The 17,920-nt window shown below is 63.1% G+C and carries 17 protein-coding genes; 8 read left to right on the forward strand and 9 right to left on the reverse strand.

The features are described from left to right. Positions 1 to 253 precede the first annotated feature (253 nt). From VNH11_07025 to VNH11_07040, 4 genes are all read left to right on the forward strand, one after another. On the forward strand, positions 254 to 739 hold the full coding sequence (locus tag VNH11_07025; protein HVA46110.1) for a PilZ domain-containing protein: 486 nt from the start codon (positions 254 to 256) through the stop codon (positions 737 to 739). A 145-nt stretch (positions 740 to 884) separates the two neighbouring features. Continuing rightward, positions 885 to 2,042: a DNRLRE domain-containing protein gene (locus tag VNH11_07030; protein ID HVA46111.1), complete on the forward strand. Its 1,158-nt coding sequence runs from the start codon at positions 885 to 887 to the stop codon at positions 2,040 to 2,042. Between the two features lie 70 nt (positions 2,043 to 2,112). Next, positions 2,113 to 2,370, forward strand: a complete 258-nt coding sequence (locus tag VNH11_07035) for a hypothetical protein (protein ID HVA46112.1) — start codon at positions 2,113 to 2,115, stop codon at positions 2,368 to 2,370. Further along, complete coding sequence (locus tag VNH11_07040) at positions 2,367 to 2,768, forward strand: type II toxin-antitoxin system VapC family toxin (protein ID HVA46113.1); 402 nt, start codon at positions 2,367 to 2,369, stop codon at positions 2,766 to 2,768. The genes VNH11_07035 and VNH11_07040 overlap by 4 nt, the downstream gene beginning before the upstream one ends. Before the next feature lie 22 nt (positions 2,769 to 2,790). Here VNH11_07040 and VNH11_07045 read toward each other — a convergent pair whose 3' ends face one another. Next, positions 2,791 to 3,705: a lysophospholipid acyltransferase family protein gene (locus VNH11_07045; protein ID HVA46114.1), complete on the reverse strand. Its 915-nt coding sequence runs from the start codon at positions 3,703 to 3,705 to the stop codon at positions 2,791 to 2,793. Between the two features lie 143 nt (positions 3,706 to 3,848). Here VNH11_07045 and VNH11_07050 point away from each other — a divergent pair, with 143 nt between their 5' ends. After that, positions 3,849 to 5,132, forward strand: a complete 1,284-nt coding sequence (locus VNH11_07050; protein HVA46115.1) for a Gfo/Idh/MocA family oxidoreductase — start codon at positions 3,849 to 3,851, stop codon at positions 5,130 to 5,132. 39 nt (positions 5,133 to 5,171) lie between these two features. After that, positions 5,172 to 6,254, forward strand: coding sequence for a PA0069 family radical SAM protein (locus VNH11_07055; protein HVA46116.1), 1,083 nt, complete (start codon positions 5,172 to 5,174; stop codon positions 6,252 to 6,254). 129 nt (positions 6,255 to 6,383) lie between these two features. Here the strand turns inward: VNH11_07055 and VNH11_07060 are convergent, their stop codons facing one another. The 6 genes from VNH11_07060 to VNH11_07085 all read right to left on the reverse strand — a co-directional run bounded on the left by VNH11_07060 (position 6,384) and on the right by VNH11_07085 (position 12,633). Continuing rightward, entirely contained in the window at positions 6,384 to 8,183 is a 1,800-nt protein-coding gene (locus tag VNH11_07060; GenBank protein HVA46117.1) for a cyclic nucleotide-binding and patatin-like phospholipase domain-containing protein, read from the reverse strand. Between the two features lie 35 nt (positions 8,184 to 8,218). Then, the gene (locus VNH11_07065; GenBank protein ID HVA46118.1) at positions 8,219 to 8,818 is read right to left on the reverse strand and encodes a hypothetical protein; all 600 of its coding nucleotides are present in this window, start codon (positions 8,816 to 8,818) and stop codon (positions 8,219 to 8,221) included. A gap of 81 nt (positions 8,819 to 8,899) precedes the next feature. Continuing rightward, a complete protein-coding gene (locus tag VNH11_07070; GenBank protein ID HVA46119.1) occupies positions 8,900 to 9,499 on the reverse strand; it encodes a hypothetical protein in 600 nt (199 codons plus the stop codon). A gap of 1 nt (position 9,500) precedes the next feature. Beyond that, positions 9,501 to 10,838: a hypothetical protein gene (locus tag VNH11_07075; GenBank protein ID HVA46120.1), complete on the reverse strand. Its 1,338-nt coding sequence runs from the start codon at positions 10,836 to 10,838 to the stop codon at positions 9,501 to 9,503. Positions 10,839 to 10,876: 38 nt separating this feature from the next. Further along, the gene (locus VNH11_07080; GenBank protein ID HVA46121.1) at positions 10,877 to 11,143 is read right to left on the reverse strand and encodes an addiction module protein; all 267 of its coding nucleotides are present in this window, start codon (positions 11,141 to 11,143) and stop codon (positions 10,877 to 10,879) included. A 74-nt stretch (positions 11,144 to 11,217) separates the two neighbouring features. After that, positions 11,218 to 12,633, reverse strand: a complete 1,416-nt coding sequence (locus VNH11_07085; GenBank protein HVA46122.1) for a magnesium chelatase — start codon at positions 12,631 to 12,633, stop codon at positions 11,218 to 11,220. Positions 12,634 to 12,983: 350 nt separating this feature from the next. On the opposite strand from VNH11_07085, the gene VNH11_07090 reads away from it, so the two are divergent. After that, positions 12,984 to 14,078: a DUF1559 domain-containing protein gene (locus VNH11_07090; protein ID HVA46123.1), complete on the forward strand. Its 1,095-nt coding sequence runs from the start codon at positions 12,984 to 12,986 to the stop codon at positions 14,076 to 14,078. A gap of 120 nt (positions 14,079 to 14,198) precedes the next feature. Then, a complete protein-coding gene (locus VNH11_07095) occupies positions 14,199 to 14,549 on the forward strand; it encodes a hypothetical protein (protein HVA46124.1) in 351 nt (116 codons plus the stop codon). A 17-nt stretch (positions 14,550 to 14,566) separates the two neighbouring features. Here VNH11_07095 and VNH11_07100 read toward each other — a convergent pair whose 3' ends face one another. Both VNH11_07100 and VNH11_07105 read right to left on the reverse strand, forming a co-directional pair. Further along, the gene (locus VNH11_07100; GenBank protein ID HVA46125.1) at positions 14,567 to 16,615 is read right to left on the reverse strand and encodes an ATP-dependent helicase; all 2,049 of its coding nucleotides are present in this window, start codon (positions 16,613 to 16,615) and stop codon (positions 14,567 to 14,569) included. A gap of 430 nt (positions 16,616 to 17,045) precedes the next feature. Beyond that, positions 17,046 to 17,786 (reverse strand): hypothetical protein, encoded by a 741-nt coding sequence (locus tag VNH11_07105; GenBank protein HVA46126.1) that lies wholly within the window; start codon positions 17,784 to 17,786, stop codon positions 17,046 to 17,048. Between the last annotated feature and the right edge of the window lie 134 nt (positions 17,787 to 17,920).

Genomic DNA, 17,920 nt, shown 5'->3' on the forward strand with positions numbered 1-17,920 from the left:
CCGGTGCGTCCAACCGGGGCATCGCTTGGCCGCCGCGCTCTTGAAGGGCGCCAGCCGCTATCGGGCCAAGCTCTGCCCCAGCCACCGCCTAACGGACTTTCCTTGCGGCAAAACGTCTCGATCTCGGCCGAGTGCAGTATAACCGCGACAAACGGAAGAAGCGGATCCAGGCGGCGTCTCTTGCCATACCTACTCGATTCCGTGCTATCTTTCGATAAAGGCCATCAAACCCCAAAACGAAGGTGAGCCACCCATGCGTTGGTTTCAGCACCGTGACAAACATTTCGACTTGAATCGCATCATCCGCCGGCTGATCAATGCCTCGACGCCGAACCGAATTCCGTTGCAAGGCGAATCGCGTTGGGAGTTGCGTGCCAACCGGACGATGCCGGTGCTGCTGGTGCCGTACGACGCAAACGAGCTTTCGATCGGCGAGCAGGCCTACGCGCTGACCAAAAACCTGTCAGGCCAGGGGCTGGCCTTGGTGCTGCACCAGCCGTTGCGCGCCGAACAACTGGTCGTCGCCTTCTGGTCGAACGACGAGCCGCACTTTTTCGCGGGCACCGTTCGGCAAAGCGTGCCGCTGGGGGGCGGTTTCTGGCAAATCGGGGTCGAAACCAGCAAACTCCTCTCGATGTCCGACTGCCCCGATTTGCAGCGACTCGTGCCTTGGGCGGCGCGCCTCGATCCGAGCGTACACTGGGACGCGCCGGTCTGTGCGGGGGGTGCCCCGCAATAGCCATCCCTACCGCGGCTCCTGGGATAAGGCCGGGTGGCCCTGGGCGGTTGCTGTGCAGAGGAGGTTCGGCGCGGTAAACTCTTTCCACATGCGACGGTGCGGCTTTCGTCGGCCGTCGCCGACCACTCCAGGAAGGAGACCATCCATGCAACCTTTTGCCGCCGTGGGGCAAATGGCGCTGTTGAGCGCCCTGACTCTCTTCGCCACGCAAACCGCCGTGGCCGCCGGACCGTTAAATCTGCTGTCGAACGCTGGGGCGGAAGAACCTGCCGATCGTCAGAGCATGCCGCCCGGCTGGTTTCCCGCCTCGGTTCCCGCGCCGGAGCTGCGAATGTTCATCGACGACCGCCATTCGCGGGCAGGCAACGCCTCGCTGGCCATAACCAACCAGCACCAGTACGACCAAACAGTGTGCAACAACTGGGCGCAGGATGTCCGTTCCATTCCCACCGGAAAGACGGTGCGTCTCACCGGCTATCTGCGCACCGACGACGCCGAGTCGGCCAATCTCTGCGTGCAATGCTGGGCCGACAACGGAGAACGGATGGTGGCCTTCGCCAGCACGCCGATTTTTCGCGGCACACAAGGCTGGACGCTGGTCCAGGCCGCAGACCTGGCCGTGCCCCGCGAGACCACGCGCATGATCGTGCGCGCCGTGCTGACCGGCAAAGGAAGCGTCTTTTTCGACGACGTGTCGTTGGAGGTCGTCGACCGTCCCGAGGCGGGAATCTCCGATCCCAACGATCCGCAGATCGCCCACCGCATCGTCCGTCGATTGCCAGTGACCAAAGACTGCATGGTGCTTGCCTACATGCTCAACTGGGACCGCGGCGACGTCGACAACCTCGCCGTCAGCAACAACGACGGCGGAGTGCGCACCCTGCTGGCCTGGGAACCGCCGTCGCAGGAGGAGACCGAACAAGCGCAGTTGCGATTTTTCCTGGCGATGTACGCTAGAAAGACGATCGTGCGCGACGAGCCAGGCCCGCTTGAGATTCACAAACTGCTTGGCGACTGGGGGGAGCGAGTTTCATGGAGCAATCAGCCTGACCTTGCACCCGAGGCTGCCGCCGCCGCCGAGGTAGAGTCGGGCGAGGGCTGGCGCATGTTCGACGTAACCGATCTAGTGCGCGAACAAGCTCGCTCGCCGCAGAACAATCATGGCGTTGCCCTTTGTCTACCGGCGAAGAAGACAGGACAAGATACGGTGATTGAGTTCGTCAGCCGGCATGCGCCTGACGAGTCGCGGAACCTGCGGCCGATGTTGCTCGTCGTCAAGCCCGATTCGCCGCCGGGAACGTAAGGAGAATCGTGTCCGCCGGCAAATGAGACGATAGAATTAGGGAGCGCTACCGAACCGGAGGCCAATGACAATGACGAGAATCCTGCACGGCGTTGTTCGAGGAAGGACCATCGAGCTCGATGAGGACGCCGGACTGCAAGAAGGCCGTAAAGTTGAGGTAATCTTGCGCGCCAAAGGCTTGCCAGGGCCTCCGCCGGGATGGAGACCAGGAAGTCGCGAAACTGCGGCGGGCATGATGGCTCCCTTTTGGACGGAAGAGGACGACCTGATATTCGAGGAGATCTATCGGGACCGCAAAAAGGAAAGCCGCAACCGAGCCGTCGAATGAGCTTTCTTCTTGATACCGATCACCTGTCCGCTCATGTACGTCGCCCTGCGGGCCTGATGCATCGATTCGTTCAGCATTCGGGGCGACTGTATACGTCAACCATCGCCTTGGCCGAATTGTACGTGTGGGCCTATGGCCGCCCCGACCCCGCTCCTGCTTTGGCGTCGGTCGAGAAGATGTTGTTCCATGAAGTGAGTCTCGTCGAATACGACAACGACTGCGGCAAAGAATTCGGTCGAGTGCGGGTAGAAATGCGGCGCCAAGGCCTGGAAGTTCCTTCGCTTGACCTTTTGATTGCCTCGGTCGCACTCGTCTACGATTTAACCCTTGTGACGCACAATACGGTGGACTTCCAAAACATCCCCGGCCTGGGTTTGGACGACTGGCTCGCCCCATGAGGCGGCGTATCTGTTATTCCGTTCAGGCCGCCTGCTTTTGCCGCTTCTTGGCGGGGCGAGTGTCTTTCCAACGGCGATGGATCCACCAATACTGGTCCGGCGCCGCGCGGATGACGCGCTCCAGTTCGCGGGTATACCACTGCGTGAGACCGGGTACGCTCGACACGTGCTCTTCGCCGCTGCGCGGATCGGCGATCGATTCGATGACCAGGTCATAGTGCAGCGGCCGCTTTTGCCGCCGCGCATAGCCCACAACCAACGGCGCGTCGTTGGCCAAAGCGAACAGCGCGATCGCTTTGTGCGTCGATGCCGGCCGGCCGAAAAACTCGACGAAGCACCCCTTGCTGCCGGCGTATTGGTCCGCAAGGAAGGTCATGATCTGGCCACGGGCGAGCACCTCCACAATCTGATCGTAGCCGCCCCGCTTGGGAATCATGTGCTGCCCGGTACGGCTGCGAAAGCGGTTCAAAAACGCGTCGATGTAGGGATTGTCGAGCGTCCGCGCGACGGTGTAGGTGGGAAACCCGAGAATGGCCAACAGGTAGCCGGCCATCTCGAAGTTGCCGAAGTGCGCCGAGACGATGACGATCGGCCGGTCGCCCAGGCCGAGCCGGGTCAGCGTGTCGGCGTTGTGCAACACCAGAAAGTCGCGCCAGTTGGTGTCGTGAATCTTCCGCGGCGCGTGGGCGATCTCCACGATCAACGTGAACAGATGATTCCACATCCGCCAGACCACTTGCCGCCGCTCGCGCTCCGGCATTTCCGGAAAGGCATGGCGCAGGTTATCGTCGATGACGGCCCGGCGGATTTTGAAGACGTCGGCGAACAGCGTCGCCAGGCCCGCCGTCACGACCTGGCAGGTCTCCGTCCGCAATGCTTGCAGCAGGCAGACGAAACTGCGGACGACGAGATAGGCCGCATAATGAACAACTCGCACCGTGGCGTTCCTTCGCTGGGGCTTCGTTCCAGACCGGGAGGCATTTTGCCACGGACGGCATCGTTGCACCAGAGCGGTTCCGGGTTTACAACAAGACGAGAGAAGCAACCCAGGCCCGTTCAACACCCCAAGGAGCGTTTGCCATGCCCTCGACACGCCGAAAGTTTATGGTCCAGGCCGCCGCCAGCGGCGCGGCCCTGGCCGTTTGGAGCGAGACGCAAGCCGACGAGGCGACGAGATCGGCCAACGAGCAATTCGTGGTGGCGGTTGTGGGCACGAACGGGCGCGGGCGGGATCTCGCCCGTGCGTTCGCCGCCCAGCCCAATTGCCGCGTGGCCTACATCTGCGACGTCGACCAGCGGGCCATTGTCAAAGGGCTGGAGGCGGTGGGCAAAGAACGCGCGGCCACGCCGGTCGGCGTGCAAGATTTTCGCCGGGCACTCGACGACCGGGCCGTCGATGCCGTGGCGATCGCCACGCCCGACCACTGGCACGCGCCGGCGGCAATCCTGGCCTGTTCGGCGGGCAAACACGTGTACGTCGAAAAGCCCGCGTCGCACAACGGCCGCGAAGGCGAGCTGCTGGTGGCCGCCGCCCGAAAGCACCAGCGCGTGGTGCAACTCGGCACGCAGCGGCGCAGCTCGGCCGGCACGATCGAAGCGGTGGCCCGCGTACACAAGGGCGAGTTGGGCCGCGTGTTGTTCGCCCGCGGCTGGATCAACAGCACGCGTCCCAGCATCGGGCACGGGAAACAAGTGCCGCCGCCGTCGCAACTCGATTACGACCTCTGGCAAGGCCCTGCGCCCGAACGGCCCTATCGCGACAACTTGATCCACTATAACTGGCACTGGTTTTGGAACTGGGGCACCGGAGAGCTGGGCAACAACGGCATCCACGCGCTCGACGTTTGCCGCTGGGGCTTGCAGGTCGATTATCCGCAAAGCGTTGTTTGCGGCGGCGGCCGGTTCCATTTCGACGACGATCAGGAGACGCCCGACACGCAGATCGTGACGCTCAACTTCGGCGACAAGGCGATCAACTGGGAGCATCGCACTTGGAGCCGGCGCGGGTTCGAGGGCGAGTCGTTCGGGGTCGTGTTTTACGGCGAAGCAGGCTCGTTGGTTTTTACCAGCAACGGCTACCAGGTGTACGACATGGCCGGCAAGAGCGTGGCCGAGGGCACGGTGCGCACCGACGACGCCAGCCACGTCGGCAATTTCTTATCGTGCATTCGCGAAGGGAAGCGGCCGAACGCCGAAATTGAAGAAGGCGTGAAGAGCACGGCCCTGTGCCACCTGGGCAACATCGCCTATCGCACCGGCCGCACCGTCCGGTTCGACCCGCAAGCGAAGCGGATCGTCGGCGATGAGGAGCAGACCGCGCTTTGGTCGCGCGAATACCGGCCCGGATGGGAACCGGTGGTGTGAGCTCTGTGCAAACGTCCATGAACGCGGTACAATCCTGGCATGCCACCGCATCGACCGCACATCGCTGGACGCGCCGCACAGCAACATCCGCCGAACCGCTATCTGCCGACGCGCGTCGAAGAAACCTTCGACGACCGCGAGTACGACGAAGAGCTGCTCGCCGACGGGCGAAAAGTGCCGACGCAGTTTCTGGCCGACGCCTCGCAGTCGATCATCACCGAGAACAACAGCCCCGATGTCCCTTTTCGCTGGAGCATCAACGCCTATCGCGGCTGCGAACACGGCTGCGCCTATTGCTACGCCCGGCCCACGCACGAGGTGTTCGGCCTCAGCGCGGGACTCGACTTCGAAACGAAGATCCTGGTCAAACACGAGGCGCCGGCCCTCTTGCGGAGTGAGTTGGCCAGGCCGTCGTGGCGGGGCGAAGCGATTACCATGTCGGGCGTGACCGATTGTTATCAGCCGGCCGAGCGACGTTTTTGTTTGACGCGGGGACTCTTGGAAGTCATGAACGAGGCGAGCCAAGCCCTCGGCATCATCACCAAGAACGCGCTGGTGACGCGCGATCTCGACCTGCTGGCGGCGATGGCCGGGCGGCGGCTGGTTCACGTCTTTTTGAGCGTCACCACGCTCGACGCCGAGCTGGCCCGCACGATGGAGCCGCGCACCAGCCCGCCGGCCAAGAAGCTGGCCGCCGTCAAGGCCCTGAGCGAGGCGGGCGTGCCCGTGGGCGTGATGGTGGCGCCGGTCGTTCCGGGCCTGACCGACCACGAGATGCCCGGCATTCTCGAAGCCGCCCGTGAGGCCGGCGCCCGCTCGGCGGGCTACGTGCTGCTGCGGCTGCCGCTTACCGTGGTGCCGGTGTTTCAGGCCTGGCTGGCGGAGAACTATCCCGACAAGCAAGAGAAGGTCGAGTCGTTGATCCGCTCGACGCGCGGCGGCGGTCTATATCAAGCGCAGTTCGGGCTGCGTCAGCGCGGCGCCGGAGAGTATGCCGTGCAGATCGGCCGCAATTTCAAGGTCTTCAAACATAAATTCGGCCTCGACGGTCCGTTGCCGGAACTCGACAGCTCGCAGTTTCGCCCGCCGCGGTCGGCAGCGGGGCAGATGTCGCTGTTCTAATCGCATGGGCATCAGGCGGTAGGGGCGAGGCGTCAGGCGTCAGGTTTGTTCTTTATGCCTGACGCTGACGCCTGAAACCTGACGCCTTTGCCTCGGTGGGCCGGCGCTCGCAAGCTCGCTGGTCCCACCCTACTTCGACGCCGGCGTGGCGTCCGCCTCCAGCTCGGCCAGAAGTTGTTTGAGCTGCGGCAACACTTCCTGGGCCGCCTTCTCGCCGGCCTCGGCAAGCTCCTTGGCCCGGCTGAAGTCGGCAAACTGATAGTCCGACGTGTCGGGCGCAATCAGCAAGTCGATCGAGCCGGCCCGCAACGCCGATGTGCCAAACGCCTGCACGTCGGTGACTCGCATCAGCGTCTCCAAAATGCGCGGCCGCTTGCGACGGCCAAAGTCGGCCGGCAGCTTGGCCACCACGTCGATGGCCACGACAAAATCGGCGCCGCGTTCGGGCAGCACGTCGCCGGGCAAGTTGTTCAGCACGCCGCCGTCGACCAGCGCCATGCCGTCGCGCATGATGGGCCGCGAAAGATACGGCAGATTGATGCTCTCCATCACGGCGTTGATGGCGTCGCCGCGGTCGCGCACCACTTGCACGCCCTGCACCAGGTCGACGGCCAGCACCGAGAGCGGAACCGCGAGTTGCTCCAGCCGCGCATCGCCGAGGTAGGGCCGCAACATGCGTTCCCAGGCTGCGCGACGGAAGTTCGACCACAAGTACCATTGCAAGCCGCCCGGCAAGGCGCGAAACAGCCTGGCGGGCGTGAGCGCCCGCTTCAGTTCTTCCAGGGCCACGTCGGGCCGCCAGCCGCCGCAATAGGCCAGCCCCATCAGAGCGCCCGAGCTGGTGCCGGCCACCAGGTCGAAGTGAATCCCCTCGCGGTCGAGCACGCGCAGCGCGCCCAGATGGGCCAGGCCACGGGCGGCGCCGCCGCCCAGCGCGACTCCCAGCCGCGTGCCGCGCAGGTGCCTCACCAGCCGGTCCAGCGAATGCCGCTGTCGCCGCGACGTGCGCTGCGGATCGTCGTCGAGCGTCACCTTGAAGTCGGGCCGGGCGATCGGCAGCTCGAACGGCAAGGTCGGCGAAAAACGTTCGTCCTTCCGCAGAATCCAGATCCAATGCGTGCGCGCGGCCAAATCGGCGGCGGCGCCGGCGAGTTCTCGCAGCCGGTTTGCCGCCCCCTCGGCATACCGCGATTCGCTGAGCCACCAAACTTCCTCACAAGGCGCCAGCAACTCGGCCAGCTCCGCGGGCGTGCCGGCCTGAGTCACGTCGAGCAACACGCGATGGTGGTGCTGCGCCACCTGCTGGATGCGCTCGCGCACGGTCCGTGCCCGCTCGTCAAGAGGCAGGCCGGCGGGAATGCGTTCGACGAGGCACCTCTGCGGCGTCAGTTCGTCCTCGCGGTCCGTCAACACTTCGACCGCCTCTCCTTTGGCAAGGAGCGCGCCGGCCAGGTGGCCGGCAATTGCCCGTGTGCGTGCGGAGGTGTTGACCAGACCAATGACGGTGGGCCGCTCGCGGCGCCGCCGGCGGGTCATCTCTTGACGCAGCCGGCTGACGAGCGTGCGGCCCAGATTGGCCGAGAACTCCGGCACGGTCAGCAGAAGCTGGTTGAATTGTTCCTGGTTGAGCTCCAGCAGCTCCGTATCGACCACGGCCGTGACGGTGGCCGAGCGTACGCCGTCGCCCAACAGCACCATGTCTCCGAAGTGCTCGCCGGGGCCGAGGTAGGCCAGCAGGCGCGGCGGCCGGCGGTCGCGTTCAATGGTGATCCGCACGCGGCCGTGCAGTACGATGAACATGCTGCGGCCGGCGTCGCCCTGCTTCATGACAACCTGGCCGGGCGCGAATTTCACGGTGCGCAGGCTCTCGGCGACCAGCCGCAGTTCGGCTTGATCGAGTCCGCGGCAGAGCATGCTGCGCCGCAGCACCTGCGCGATCGTCTGCGGGTCGATAGGTCACGCTCCTATCTCTCAATCGGCAATGAGCGCAGCCAGGCCGCCAGCGAGAGAACGAGCCCCAGCGGATTGGGCGTGCCGACGCCAAGCCGAAGTTCGCCGAGGGAGTGTTCGATCCGGTCGTCGATCGGCGCATTCGGCACAAAGGCCGGGGCATTGATGTGAAGGTGCGATGCCGAGTGGGCGGGATTGAAACCGACATATCGTTTCCACTCGCCGAGCCACTCTTCGCTTGGATCGCTGCGCGCGTATTGAGAATCGAGCTCCCATCGTAGGCTGCGCACTCGTCGGTCTGGATCCGTGATGTCCCAGCAGCGAAGGAAACTTCCATCGCGGATCCGCACGAATGGGATTCCGCGTGCTGGTGCAAATGTTGCCACGTTTTCCGCATCCTGCGTCAGCTCATCGGTGGTGATAGGCCGAGCGACGATCAGCATGCTCAATTGCCCGCTTGGAAGGATCCTGACTGGTTCACCCGCACGTTCCGCCCGCTTAGGATGATCGGGGAAGAACGTATACGCCTCGTCGAAGTCGACGCCGGCGGCAACGACCGCCCATTTTTTCCCCTCCTTTCTGAGGACGTCGGTTTCGACGACGGCACCGCCCACTGATCGTTCAAACACGGCGGCATCGCGGAAACATTCCTCAAAGATGGCGGCGATTTGCTCTAACTGTATCACGGCGAGCGCTCAGTCGCTATCGGGGCTGCATGCGGCGATCCATCCTCGCAGCTCCTGCTCAGTTGGCGCTTTTCCAGGCAGCGCAGCCACAATCCTCGCCGAAGTCTCAGGAAGCGTCGGTCGAAGCTCTTGATAGGTCTTTGCGGACACCAGCGAGACCATGTTTGACGAGTTGTAGATGCGTGGGCCGATGAACGATGCCAGGTCAGGAGCACAACGTTGAAACCGCTCGAAATCGGCGTGTCGAATCACGAGAACCGTTCCAGGTGGCTGCGAGAGCGGAGTTCTCCACCCATTGAGTCGAGGACCTACAATTTCGCTGGCTGCTTGTTCCAGGAAAAGCAGCCACAATGCGCCGGGCGCCGGGACAGCGGCCTGCGATTCAGTGTCGCCCGCGGCGATCGTCACGCGCGAATCAATCATCTTGCGGAGGGCCAAGAGCGAGTCCGGAGTCGGCGCAAGCAAAAGCGTTTCCATCGGCACGTCGTCGAGCGCCGCGAACAGAATCAGCAACGCCCGCGTCAAATCCTCCTTTGCATCCCAAAGAAGGGTAAAGATGCCTTGGCCTTCAAGGCGAATGGAATCGGCCATGAGTTCTGCGGTTGACATTTTACGCGACTGCCCCGGCCTTGCGCTGATACCGTTCGAGCGCCCTGCGGGCGAGCGGATGGACTTCCAATTGCTGTTCACCGTCGTGGCCCTGTCGCACAATCAACCCGATCGGCGAACGGAGCAGCGTCACGGCGCTGCGCAGGCCCGTGCCGCTACTGGTGACTTCCTCGAGCAAACTAAAGTCTGCCATGCTGTAGTCTTGATAGGCACGTTCCAGGGCGTGAATGGCCGACAGCGCGTCGGTCGGTTCAATAACGTCGTGGCCCAAAAAATGAGCTTCTTTCGCGGATTCGATGAGCAACTGGACATAGGGTCGAAGGATTCCACCGCTGTAGTGCGCCGTCAGGCGCAAGCTGTCGATCGGGACCAAATTGCCGAGTCCGGCGCTCTTGGCGATGTTCTTAAAAATCGGCAATACTGCTCCCCTATCGGATTCAGGAATATCCAATGGGTACAGAATGCGCGAAGGCCCCCACCGCGACTCGACCGAGTTTCGCAGCTCACCCAGCGTGAATTCATAAGGGGCCGTCATCACGATGGATGCCTCGATCCGCTCCCAATGCGTAAACGCGCGGACGAGCACGTCCTCCGCGGCGCTCGAGTCGCGAATCTTGTCGACGTGATCCACCAGCAAAGTCGGCGGGCGATATCCAAACCTTTTTCGCATCCAACGCAGCATCTGGTTTAGCAGGATCACGAGCGTATCCGGCGCCACGCCAAACCTCTCCGCGGGCTCGGAAACAGCTTCATGCTGCGATGCTTTGCCCAGAATTAACGCCAATGCCGCACTCTTTCGATGCTCCAACAACGAAACAACGAAGTCCATACCACCGAAACGAAAGACCACCTCGTCGCCGTGGGGAGTTTTCCGTCCGGAGAAATGGTCGATCAGCCGTGAAAGGATTTCGTCGCGAATCGAAATCAGTTCCGGGACCAAGCCCCGATTGGCCGGATGATCGGGATCTCGAAGATTGAAATCTAGTGCCGCCCAGCAGTCACGCAACATGGTGAGCAGTACGCCCGTCGCGTTGCAGCGTTCAGGGGACTCTTGCTTTTCGAGGTCGCAATAGACTGGAAAGCCGATCGTGCGATTGGTCTTGCCGATGGAAAAACAGTGTCCCAGCTCGGATGATTTCCCGACGCCGATCTGCCCGGTCACCAGAACGCGCGCTTTTCCTTGGCGAGTGCGAAGGTCCAAATCGAGGCGTTTGAGAAAGTCATCGCCGCGCACCTCGTAGAGGGTTCGGCCCAACTCGGCGCGTTGAACGGCCGGTCGCTCGGCGTTAAGCCGACCGAGTACGGAACGCAAATCATCAAGGTTCGCTAGGGACGGCATCTCGCGATTCTACGGCATGAGGCCACTCGTCGTGAATCCTAAACTTTTCGCGGGGCATGGCGAGCTTCCTGCATGATCTTTTGCAGTTCATCCCAGGTATGGAGCTTTGCCGTACCCTCCTCCACTTCGGCGACCCGGCGGGCGATCTCCGGACCCCAGGCCGCTTGCCACACAGGATCCGCCATCGGATCGAGCGTCGCCGATAGCTTATCCGCCAGCTTCGCGCGTTCGGCGTCGGGCAATCGCATGGCCGCCTCGAACACGTGCTGCGCGTCGCTGCTGAGTGCCATCGAATCAGTGGACATCGCTTTTCCTCCTTACCCCACCATAAAAACGCTCGCCATGTTCATTGTACTTCCTCATGGCTGCCCGTGCCAAATCACGTTTCATACACAATCCGCCCGTGCCGCTGGGCGCGGGAGATGCGGTCGCTGGCGTAAAGCCCGGCCAGCACGAACTCCACACACGAGGCCCGCACCGCGGGGTCGCTCGACGCGTTCACCTCGAACGCCTTTTGCCAGGCCGGCGGCACGCGCTTGAGACGCTCCGCGTAGGCCGACGACGGCAGCATGTCGCCGACCTCGATCTTCACGCCCTGGCCGAAGATGTGCGAAATCTCCTCCAGGCCATGCTGCTCGACGTACTCTTCGAACACCGTCTTGATCGCCTCGGCCAAGATGGCGTCGAGCACCTGACGCTCGCTGAGTTGATGGCTGCCCATCATGTCGAGCTCCAGCTTGCCCAGCGACGAACTATAGAGATGCCCCAGGTCGCTCATTCGCGGCACCGCCGGCCGCTCGCCCAATCGTGCCGAACGGTGCCGGGCACTGGCCACCATCGTGCGATAGTTGGCAATGCTGAAGCGGGCGCTCACGCCCGACGCCTGGTCGATGAACTTGCTCTTCCGCGCCGACACGCTCATCTCTTCCACGATCTGCTTCATGAAATACGGCACGACGACCGGAAACTCGCCGTCGAGTTCGATCTTTGCCTCCTGGTCCATGATCGAGATGCCCAGGTCTCGCTCCAGCGGATAGTGCGTGTGGATCACCGAGCCGATGCGGTCCTTGAGCTGCGGAATCACCTTGCCGCTGCGGTTGTAGGTGGCGGGGTTCGCCGAAAACAGAATCAGCACGTCGATGTCGAACTTGATCGGGAAGCCGCGAATCTGCACGTCGCGCTCTTCGAGGATGTTGAACAGCCCGACCTGCACCAGTTCATCCAACTCCGGCAGCTCGTTCATGGCGAAGATGCCGCGGTGCATGCGGGGGATGAGCCCGAAGTGCAACGCCTCTTCGGCCGACATGCTGGTGCCGCCCGCCAGCTTGGCCGGATCGATCTCGCCGATGATGTCGGCGAACTTGGTGCCCGGCGCCAGCCGCTCGGCATACCGCTCTTCCCGCGGCCACCAGGCGATCGGCACCTCGTCGTCAGGCGTGCCGGCCACGAAGCGGCGGCAGACGCTGCTGATCGGCCGGTAGGGATCGTCATGCACGGGCGCTTCGGGCAAGTCGATGTAGGGAATCTCGTCGTCGAGAAAGCGGGTCAAGAGCCGCATCAGCCGGCTCTTGGCCTGCCCCTTTTCGCCCAAGAAGAGCATGTCATGCTGGGCCAGCAGGGCCAAGTTGATTTCGGGGATGACCGTGCTTTCGTAGCCGACGATGCCCGGAAACAGCTCTTCGCCGCCGGTCAGCATCCGCATGAAGTTGTCGTGAATCTCTCGCTTGACCGTTTTCGAACGCCAGCCGCTTTCGCGCAGCTCGCGGAGGTTTGTCGGTTTGACGGTGGTTGCCATCAGGAGATCGGAAGGAATTGTGTGGGTGTTTTGCGGACTCGTTTCGATTATAGAGCGTGTGAGCAACGGGCATAGCCGTAGCCCGCTTGCTCCGCAAGCGGAGCGGCTTTGCAGGCCGGTCAGGCTCCACCTGACGGAAGGCGTTGCGGCGATCTCGCGCCGTTCCGCTTGCGGAGCAAGCGGGCTACGTATCAAAGCAAACTGCTTGCCGGTCGGTTAAAAAACCGTTAGACTGCCCGCATCGGATCGAGACCAGGCGGCACCGGCCAAATCTTCCAGGTCGGTGTCTGGTTTGCCAAGCACGTTGGTTTTTTGCGCCGCCACTGCCGTTTTTACAAGGAGCCTGTTTCATGGTTCGTCGCCGCCTCGGATTCACCTTGGTCGAGTTGCTGGTCGTGATCGCCATTATCGGCATCCTGGTGGCGTTGCTGCTGCCGGCGGTGCAGGCGGCCCGGGAGTCGTCCCGCCGCTCGAAGTGCAGCAACAATCTGAAACAGATCGGCATTGCCGCACAGCACTACCATGACGCCATCGGATACTTTCCGCCCGCCGGCCTGAACTATGGCGCCGTCTATGGGGCGCCCGTCGTCGCCTACAAGAATATCATGAACACCAGCGGCTTCGTGCTGCTGCTGCCCTACATGGAGTTATTGACGTACTACGATCGATTCAACAAGAACGTGGCGGCCTGTTCGAGCACGTACACCGGCGGCGGCCCTGGCACCCCCGGCCCCTACACAATCGCCGGCGCGCCGGCGCTCAACCCAACCACGTCGGGCAACGACCTGATCATGTCGAGCTTGATCGCGGTGCTGATGTGCCCCAGCGACGACGGCGTCAAGCAGGTGGCGACCGGGGCGGCGTACGGCATCACCAGCAGCGACACGCTTCAAGGAGCGAAGACCTCCTACGAGTTCAGCACCAAGCCGTCCGACGAATACAATTATCCCAACTGCTGGCAGACCTGGTACAACACCCAGACGACCGCCAATGGGCAGCCCTACCTGATCTACCGTGCCCTGTTTGGCATGAACAGCAACAGCAGCACCGCACACGTTCTCGACGGAACGACCAGCACTGTGGCCTTCATCGAGAGCCCCTTCGATGTCTATAACGGCGGCGGAAACGCCTGGGGCTATCGCGCCTGGGTGATGTACGGCGTCACGCTTTACGACAACCGCAACAACTTTCCCATGCAGGCGCTATGCAGCAGCCCGATCAATTGCTGGACGTACTCAAATACAATTAGCGCAGTAGTAACACCTACTGCACCCTATCAATTCGGCCGTGTTGCTTCCTGGGGCATGGCGGGCAGCCTGCACCCGGGCGGCTGTCACATCGGCCTGACCGATGGCAGCGTTCGGTTCCTCTCGGAATCGACCGACATCAAAATTTTGGGGCCCCTCTGCAACATCGCCGATGGAACGGCGATTGGCGATTACTGAAATCAGGCCCCAACCCGGATGAAGGATTTTGACGCGATGAAACTAGGATGGCCGGCGGCGCTGGTTCTTGCGGCGGTATGCGGCTGCTCGAGGTCGAGCGGTCCACCGAAGGTGCAGGCCATGCCTGTCAAGGGCACGGTGACGCTCGACGGCAAACCGTTGGCGGGCGCCGACGTCGTATTTTCGGTGGCCGATCCCCCGGCGGTGTTTGCCGGGCGAACGAAAGACGACGGCGGCTACGAGCTGCACGGGCTTGCCGGACGCGAATCGGCTCTGAAAGGTGCTTGCAAGGTGACGATCAGCCGCCTGGTCAAGCCCGACGGCTCGCCGCTTGCCCCCGACGAAGCACCGGCGAATGCGAGCGCAACCGAGCAATTACCTCCGCGCTATTCGCAATTCGGTGCCACGAAACTGTCGGCGACGGTCGGTGCGGAAGGCGGGACGTTCGATTTTCCGTTGACGACCAAGTGATTCGGTCGCCGCTCAAGCTAACGCCACATGGCCCGTACCTCGTCGCGGATGCTTCGGCCAACGGCCGCCGATGCCAATTCGCCGTCCGGTTCGTCGGAGGCGACCGTCGCGGCGTTCCGGCACTCGAAATAGCGCTCGAATGCCGCCGGCAAGAAGCGGGTCCGTTGCGCATAGCCGTATCGATCGCTGACGGGACCGCGGTAGGCGTGGTAGTAACGCTGCGGATGACAGACGTAGAGCCAGTCTTTGGCCCGCGTCAAAGCGACGTAAAGCAGCCGCCGCTCTTCGTCGATCTGCTCCGGCGAGCGCGTCGCCATGTCGGAGGGAATGTTGCCGTCGGAGGCGTGGATCACATAGACCGCGTCCCACTCCAGACCTTTCGCCGAATGGATGGTGCTCAGCACCAGATAGTCTTCGTCCAGCGTCGGGTCGCCGGCAAAGTCCTCCGCCGTGGTCGGCGGATCGAGCGCGATCTCGGCCAGCATCGAAGCCCGATCGGCAAACCGCCCGGCAAGCTGTTCGAGCTGCTCCAGATCGCGCAGCCGGGCGGAGGCGTGGTCGTACTTTTCTTCCACGATCGGCCCATAAAACCTGCCGGCGAGCTGAAGCTGCAGGGCCACTTCCGTGGGGGCCGTTTGCGCCAGCCGCAGCATCAGCTTGACGAAGCCGGTCCAACGTTCGGCCGCCGACGTGGGGGTCTTGATCTCTTGCCACACGCGAAAGTCGCCGCCGCGCGTGACGAGCAGGTCCATCAACTGCCGGGCCTTCTTGGGACCGACGCCGGCCAACAGCATCAGCACCCGCGCGCCGGCCACCACGTCGCGCGGGTTCTCGGCCAGACGCAGAAAGGCCAGCAGGTCTTTCACGTGCGCCGTTTCGACGAATTTCAGTCCGCCGTATTTGACGAACGGAATGTTCGAGCGGGCCAGCTCGGCCTCGAGCACCATGCTGTGGTGCGATGCCCGAAACAGCACGGCCTGACGGCGCAGATCAACGCCGGCTTCACGGTGCTCCAGGATCCGCCGCACCAGGAACTCGGCCTGCTCGTTTTCGTCGTCGCAGGTCACCAGCCAGGGGCGTTGCTCGGAGCTTCGCATCGACCAAAGCCGCTTCGCGTAGCGTTGCCGCGACTGCTCGATGACCCAGTTCGAGGCTTCCAGAATCGGCGGCACGCTGCGATAGTTTTGTTCCAGCTTGACGATCGTCGTGCCGGCGAACTGCTGGGGAAAATCGAGGATGTTTCGCACCGTCGCGGCGCGAAACGAATAGATCGACTGGGCGTCGTCGCCCACGACGGTTAGACCCTTGCCGTCGGGGCAAAGCAGCTTGAGAATCTCAGCCTGCAAGAGGTTCGTGTCTTGATATTCATCGACCAGCACGCACTCGAACCGCGAACGCACCTTGGGGCCCGCCGTATCGTCGGCCAGCAGCCCGCGCCAGAAGAGCAGCAGGTCGTCGTAGTCGAGCACGGCCGCGGCTTCCTTGCGGTCGATGTAAGCCTGAAACAACGGCTTCAGCTTCTCCGCATAATCCTGGCACCAAGGCCAGGCGTCGGCCAGCACGTCTTCCAACGGGCGACGCGAGTTGACGCAGTTGCTGTAGATGGCCAGGCACGTCCCCTTTTTCGGGAACCGCTTGTCGCTTTTGGTCAGGCCCATCTCGGTGCGGACCACGTCGAGCAGGTCTTCGGAGTCGCCTCGGTCGTGGATGGTGAAGCCCGGTTCCAGGCCGACCTGCTTGCCGTGTGCCCGCAGCAGCCGCGTGGCGATGGAGTGAAACGTGCCGCCCCACAGCCGTTTGCTGGCCGCGGGCAGCTTGCCGCGGAGCACGCCTTCGACGCGCCGCAGCATCTCGGCGGCGGCGCGACGGGTGAAGGTGAGCAGCATGATGCGGCCGGGATCGGTCCCTTGCTCGATCAAGTGGGCCACGCGATGCACGAGGGTGCGCGTTTTGCCGGTGCCCGCCCCGGCGACGATCAACAGCGGCCCGTCGCCCTGCGCGGCGGCCGCGGCCTGTTGGGGATTGAGTCCGTCGAGAATCGAGCGAGCGGTCGCCGCTTCGGTCATGGCGTTGGTCCTCCTGACCCTGTGGTCCGGTCAAAGAGCGGCATTGTAACAGTCGATGCCGAACAGGCACAGTTATACTTCGCGCGGCCGAGAATGAGACCTTTTTCCGCGAGCAAAAGCGGTGGCTGGGGCAGAAGCTGGCCGAGTTCGACTTGGGAATCATGAACACGCCCTACCGGCCAGCGATGCCCCGGTGGGTCGCGCTACCGGGGCATCGGCCGGCCGCAGTGCTTTTGGGCACCCCCAACCGCAACGTGGCCAGCCTCTGCCCCGGCCACCATCCGTTGTCGCCCCAATGTCTCATTTCTGACCGCATGCAGTATAAACACCCGCGCCGCGCGCGGCGGACGGTTTTGAAAACAGGCGACGCGCGCGGCGGACGGTTTTCGAATCCTCCGCCGCGCGCGGCGAAGGGTTCGTAAAACGTGGCTCAACCCCCCTCCGTTGGAAACGGCGCAACCTGTTGTGTAGACGCCACTTCCGTCGTTTTGTCCGGCGCGGCCGAGAGCGCCGAACGCGAAAAAAGCCTTTGACCGGCCTGCTCAAAGTGCAGGCGGGCGCGGCGGATGGCGTCCTGCGCGTGTCGCACCTGGTAGTTGGGCGGCGTCGGTGAAGCCAATTCTTCGCTGAGTTGAATCAAGACCCGCTGCATGCCGCGAAACATCCGCTCGAGCCCGGTCCGCTCGGCCGCGACTGCTTCTGCCGACGCCACGGGCGGCTCCGCCGTCGGCTGGCCGGCGGAGGCGTTGGGCGAGTCGGGCGCCGGAAGCTGCAGTGTGGGGCGTGCCCGTTTTTTGCGCCGCCGCTTTGTGACGCCCGCCGCATCGTCGCCGAGCAGCAACGATTCGAGCAGTTGCGTCGCCTTGCGGAGCGAGGTGAGCGCTTCGGGCGGCGCGATCGCTTGCAGCCGCGTCCAATGTTTGGCGATATGCATGTAGCGATAGGCCGTGCGCTCGGAAGCCTTGAATTTATTGAGCAAAAAGTCATCCCAGGCGTCGGTGTCGCACAGGTCGCGCGCCTTCAAGAGGAACTGGCCTGAGCGGGCCGCGTTCTCGACCAGCTTGGCCGCGCAATGCTTGGCACGTTCGTGCGCGCGCAGCGCCGCCTGGGCCAGCCGATCGAGCTTGGCGTTCAAGGCCATTTGTTGTTGAACCGTCACGTCTTTTCTCATGATGGGGTCCTTTCGTTCAGGGTTCGGGATTCAGGGTTCAGGGTTCGGGTTCAGGGTTCAGGGAGTGATCGAGGCAGAATTGCTCTCTGCATCGCTCTTTCACTCCTTCACTCCCTCTCTCCATCGCTCCCTTA

The sequence above is a fragment of the Pirellulales bacterium genome (assembly GCA_035533075.1).
GTDB lineage: Bacteria > Planctomycetota > Planctomycetia > Pirellulales > JAICIG01 > DASSFG01.

What these genes read in the sequence shown, in the direction of transcription:
- VNH11_07025 (HVA46110.1), top strand. Translation starts at nt 254, where the DNA reads ATGCGTTGGTTTCAGCACCGTGACAAACATTTCGACTTGAATCGCATC.
- VNH11_07030 (HVA46111.1), top strand. Translation starts at nt 885, where the DNA reads ATGCAACCTTTTGCCGCCGTGGGGCAAATGGCGCTGTTGAGCGCCCTG.
- VNH11_07035 (HVA46112.1), top strand. Translation starts at nt 2,113, where the DNA reads ATGACGAGAATCCTGCACGGCGTTGTTCGAGGAAGGACCATCGAGCTC.
- VNH11_07040 (HVA46113.1), top strand. Translation starts at nt 2,367, where the DNA reads ATGAGCTTTCTTCTTGATACCGATCACCTGTCCGCTCATGTACGTCGC.
- VNH11_07050 (HVA46115.1), top strand. Translation starts at nt 3,849, where the DNA reads ATGCCCTCGACACGCCGAAAGTTTATGGTCCAGGCCGCCGCCAGCGGC.
- VNH11_07055 (HVA46116.1), top strand. Translation starts at nt 5,172, where the DNA reads ATGCCACCGCATCGACCGCACATCGCTGGACGCGCCGCACAGCAACAT.
- VNH11_07070 (HVA46119.1), bottom strand. Translation starts at nt 9,499, where the DNA reads ATGTCAACCGCAGAACTCATGGCCGATTCCATTCGCCTTGAAGGCCAA.
- VNH11_07075 (HVA46120.1), bottom strand. Translation starts at nt 10,838, where the DNA reads ATGCCGTCCCTAGCGAACCTTGATGATTTGCGTTCCGTACTCGGTCGG.
- VNH11_07080 (HVA46121.1), bottom strand. Translation starts at nt 11,143, where the DNA reads ATGTCCACTGATTCGATGGCACTCAGCAGCGACGCGCAGCACGTGTTC.
- VNH11_07085 (HVA46122.1), bottom strand. Translation starts at nt 12,633, where the DNA reads ATGGCAACCACCGTCAAACCGACAAACCTCCGCGAGCTGCGCGAAAGC.
- VNH11_07090 (HVA46123.1), top strand. Translation starts at nt 12,984, where the DNA reads ATGGTTCGTCGCCGCCTCGGATTCACCTTGGTCGAGTTGCTGGTCGTG.
- VNH11_07095 (HVA46124.1), top strand. Translation starts at nt 14,199, where the DNA reads ATGCCTGTCAAGGGCACGGTGACGCTCGACGGCAAACCGTTGGCGGGC.
- VNH11_07100 (HVA46125.1), bottom strand. Translation starts at nt 16,615, where the DNA reads ATGACCGAAGCGGCGACCGCTCGCTCGATTCTCGACGGACTCAATCCC.
- VNH11_07105 (HVA46126.1), bottom strand. Translation starts at nt 17,786, where the DNA reads ATGAGAAAAGACGTGACGGTTCAACAACAAATGGCCTTGAACGCCAAG.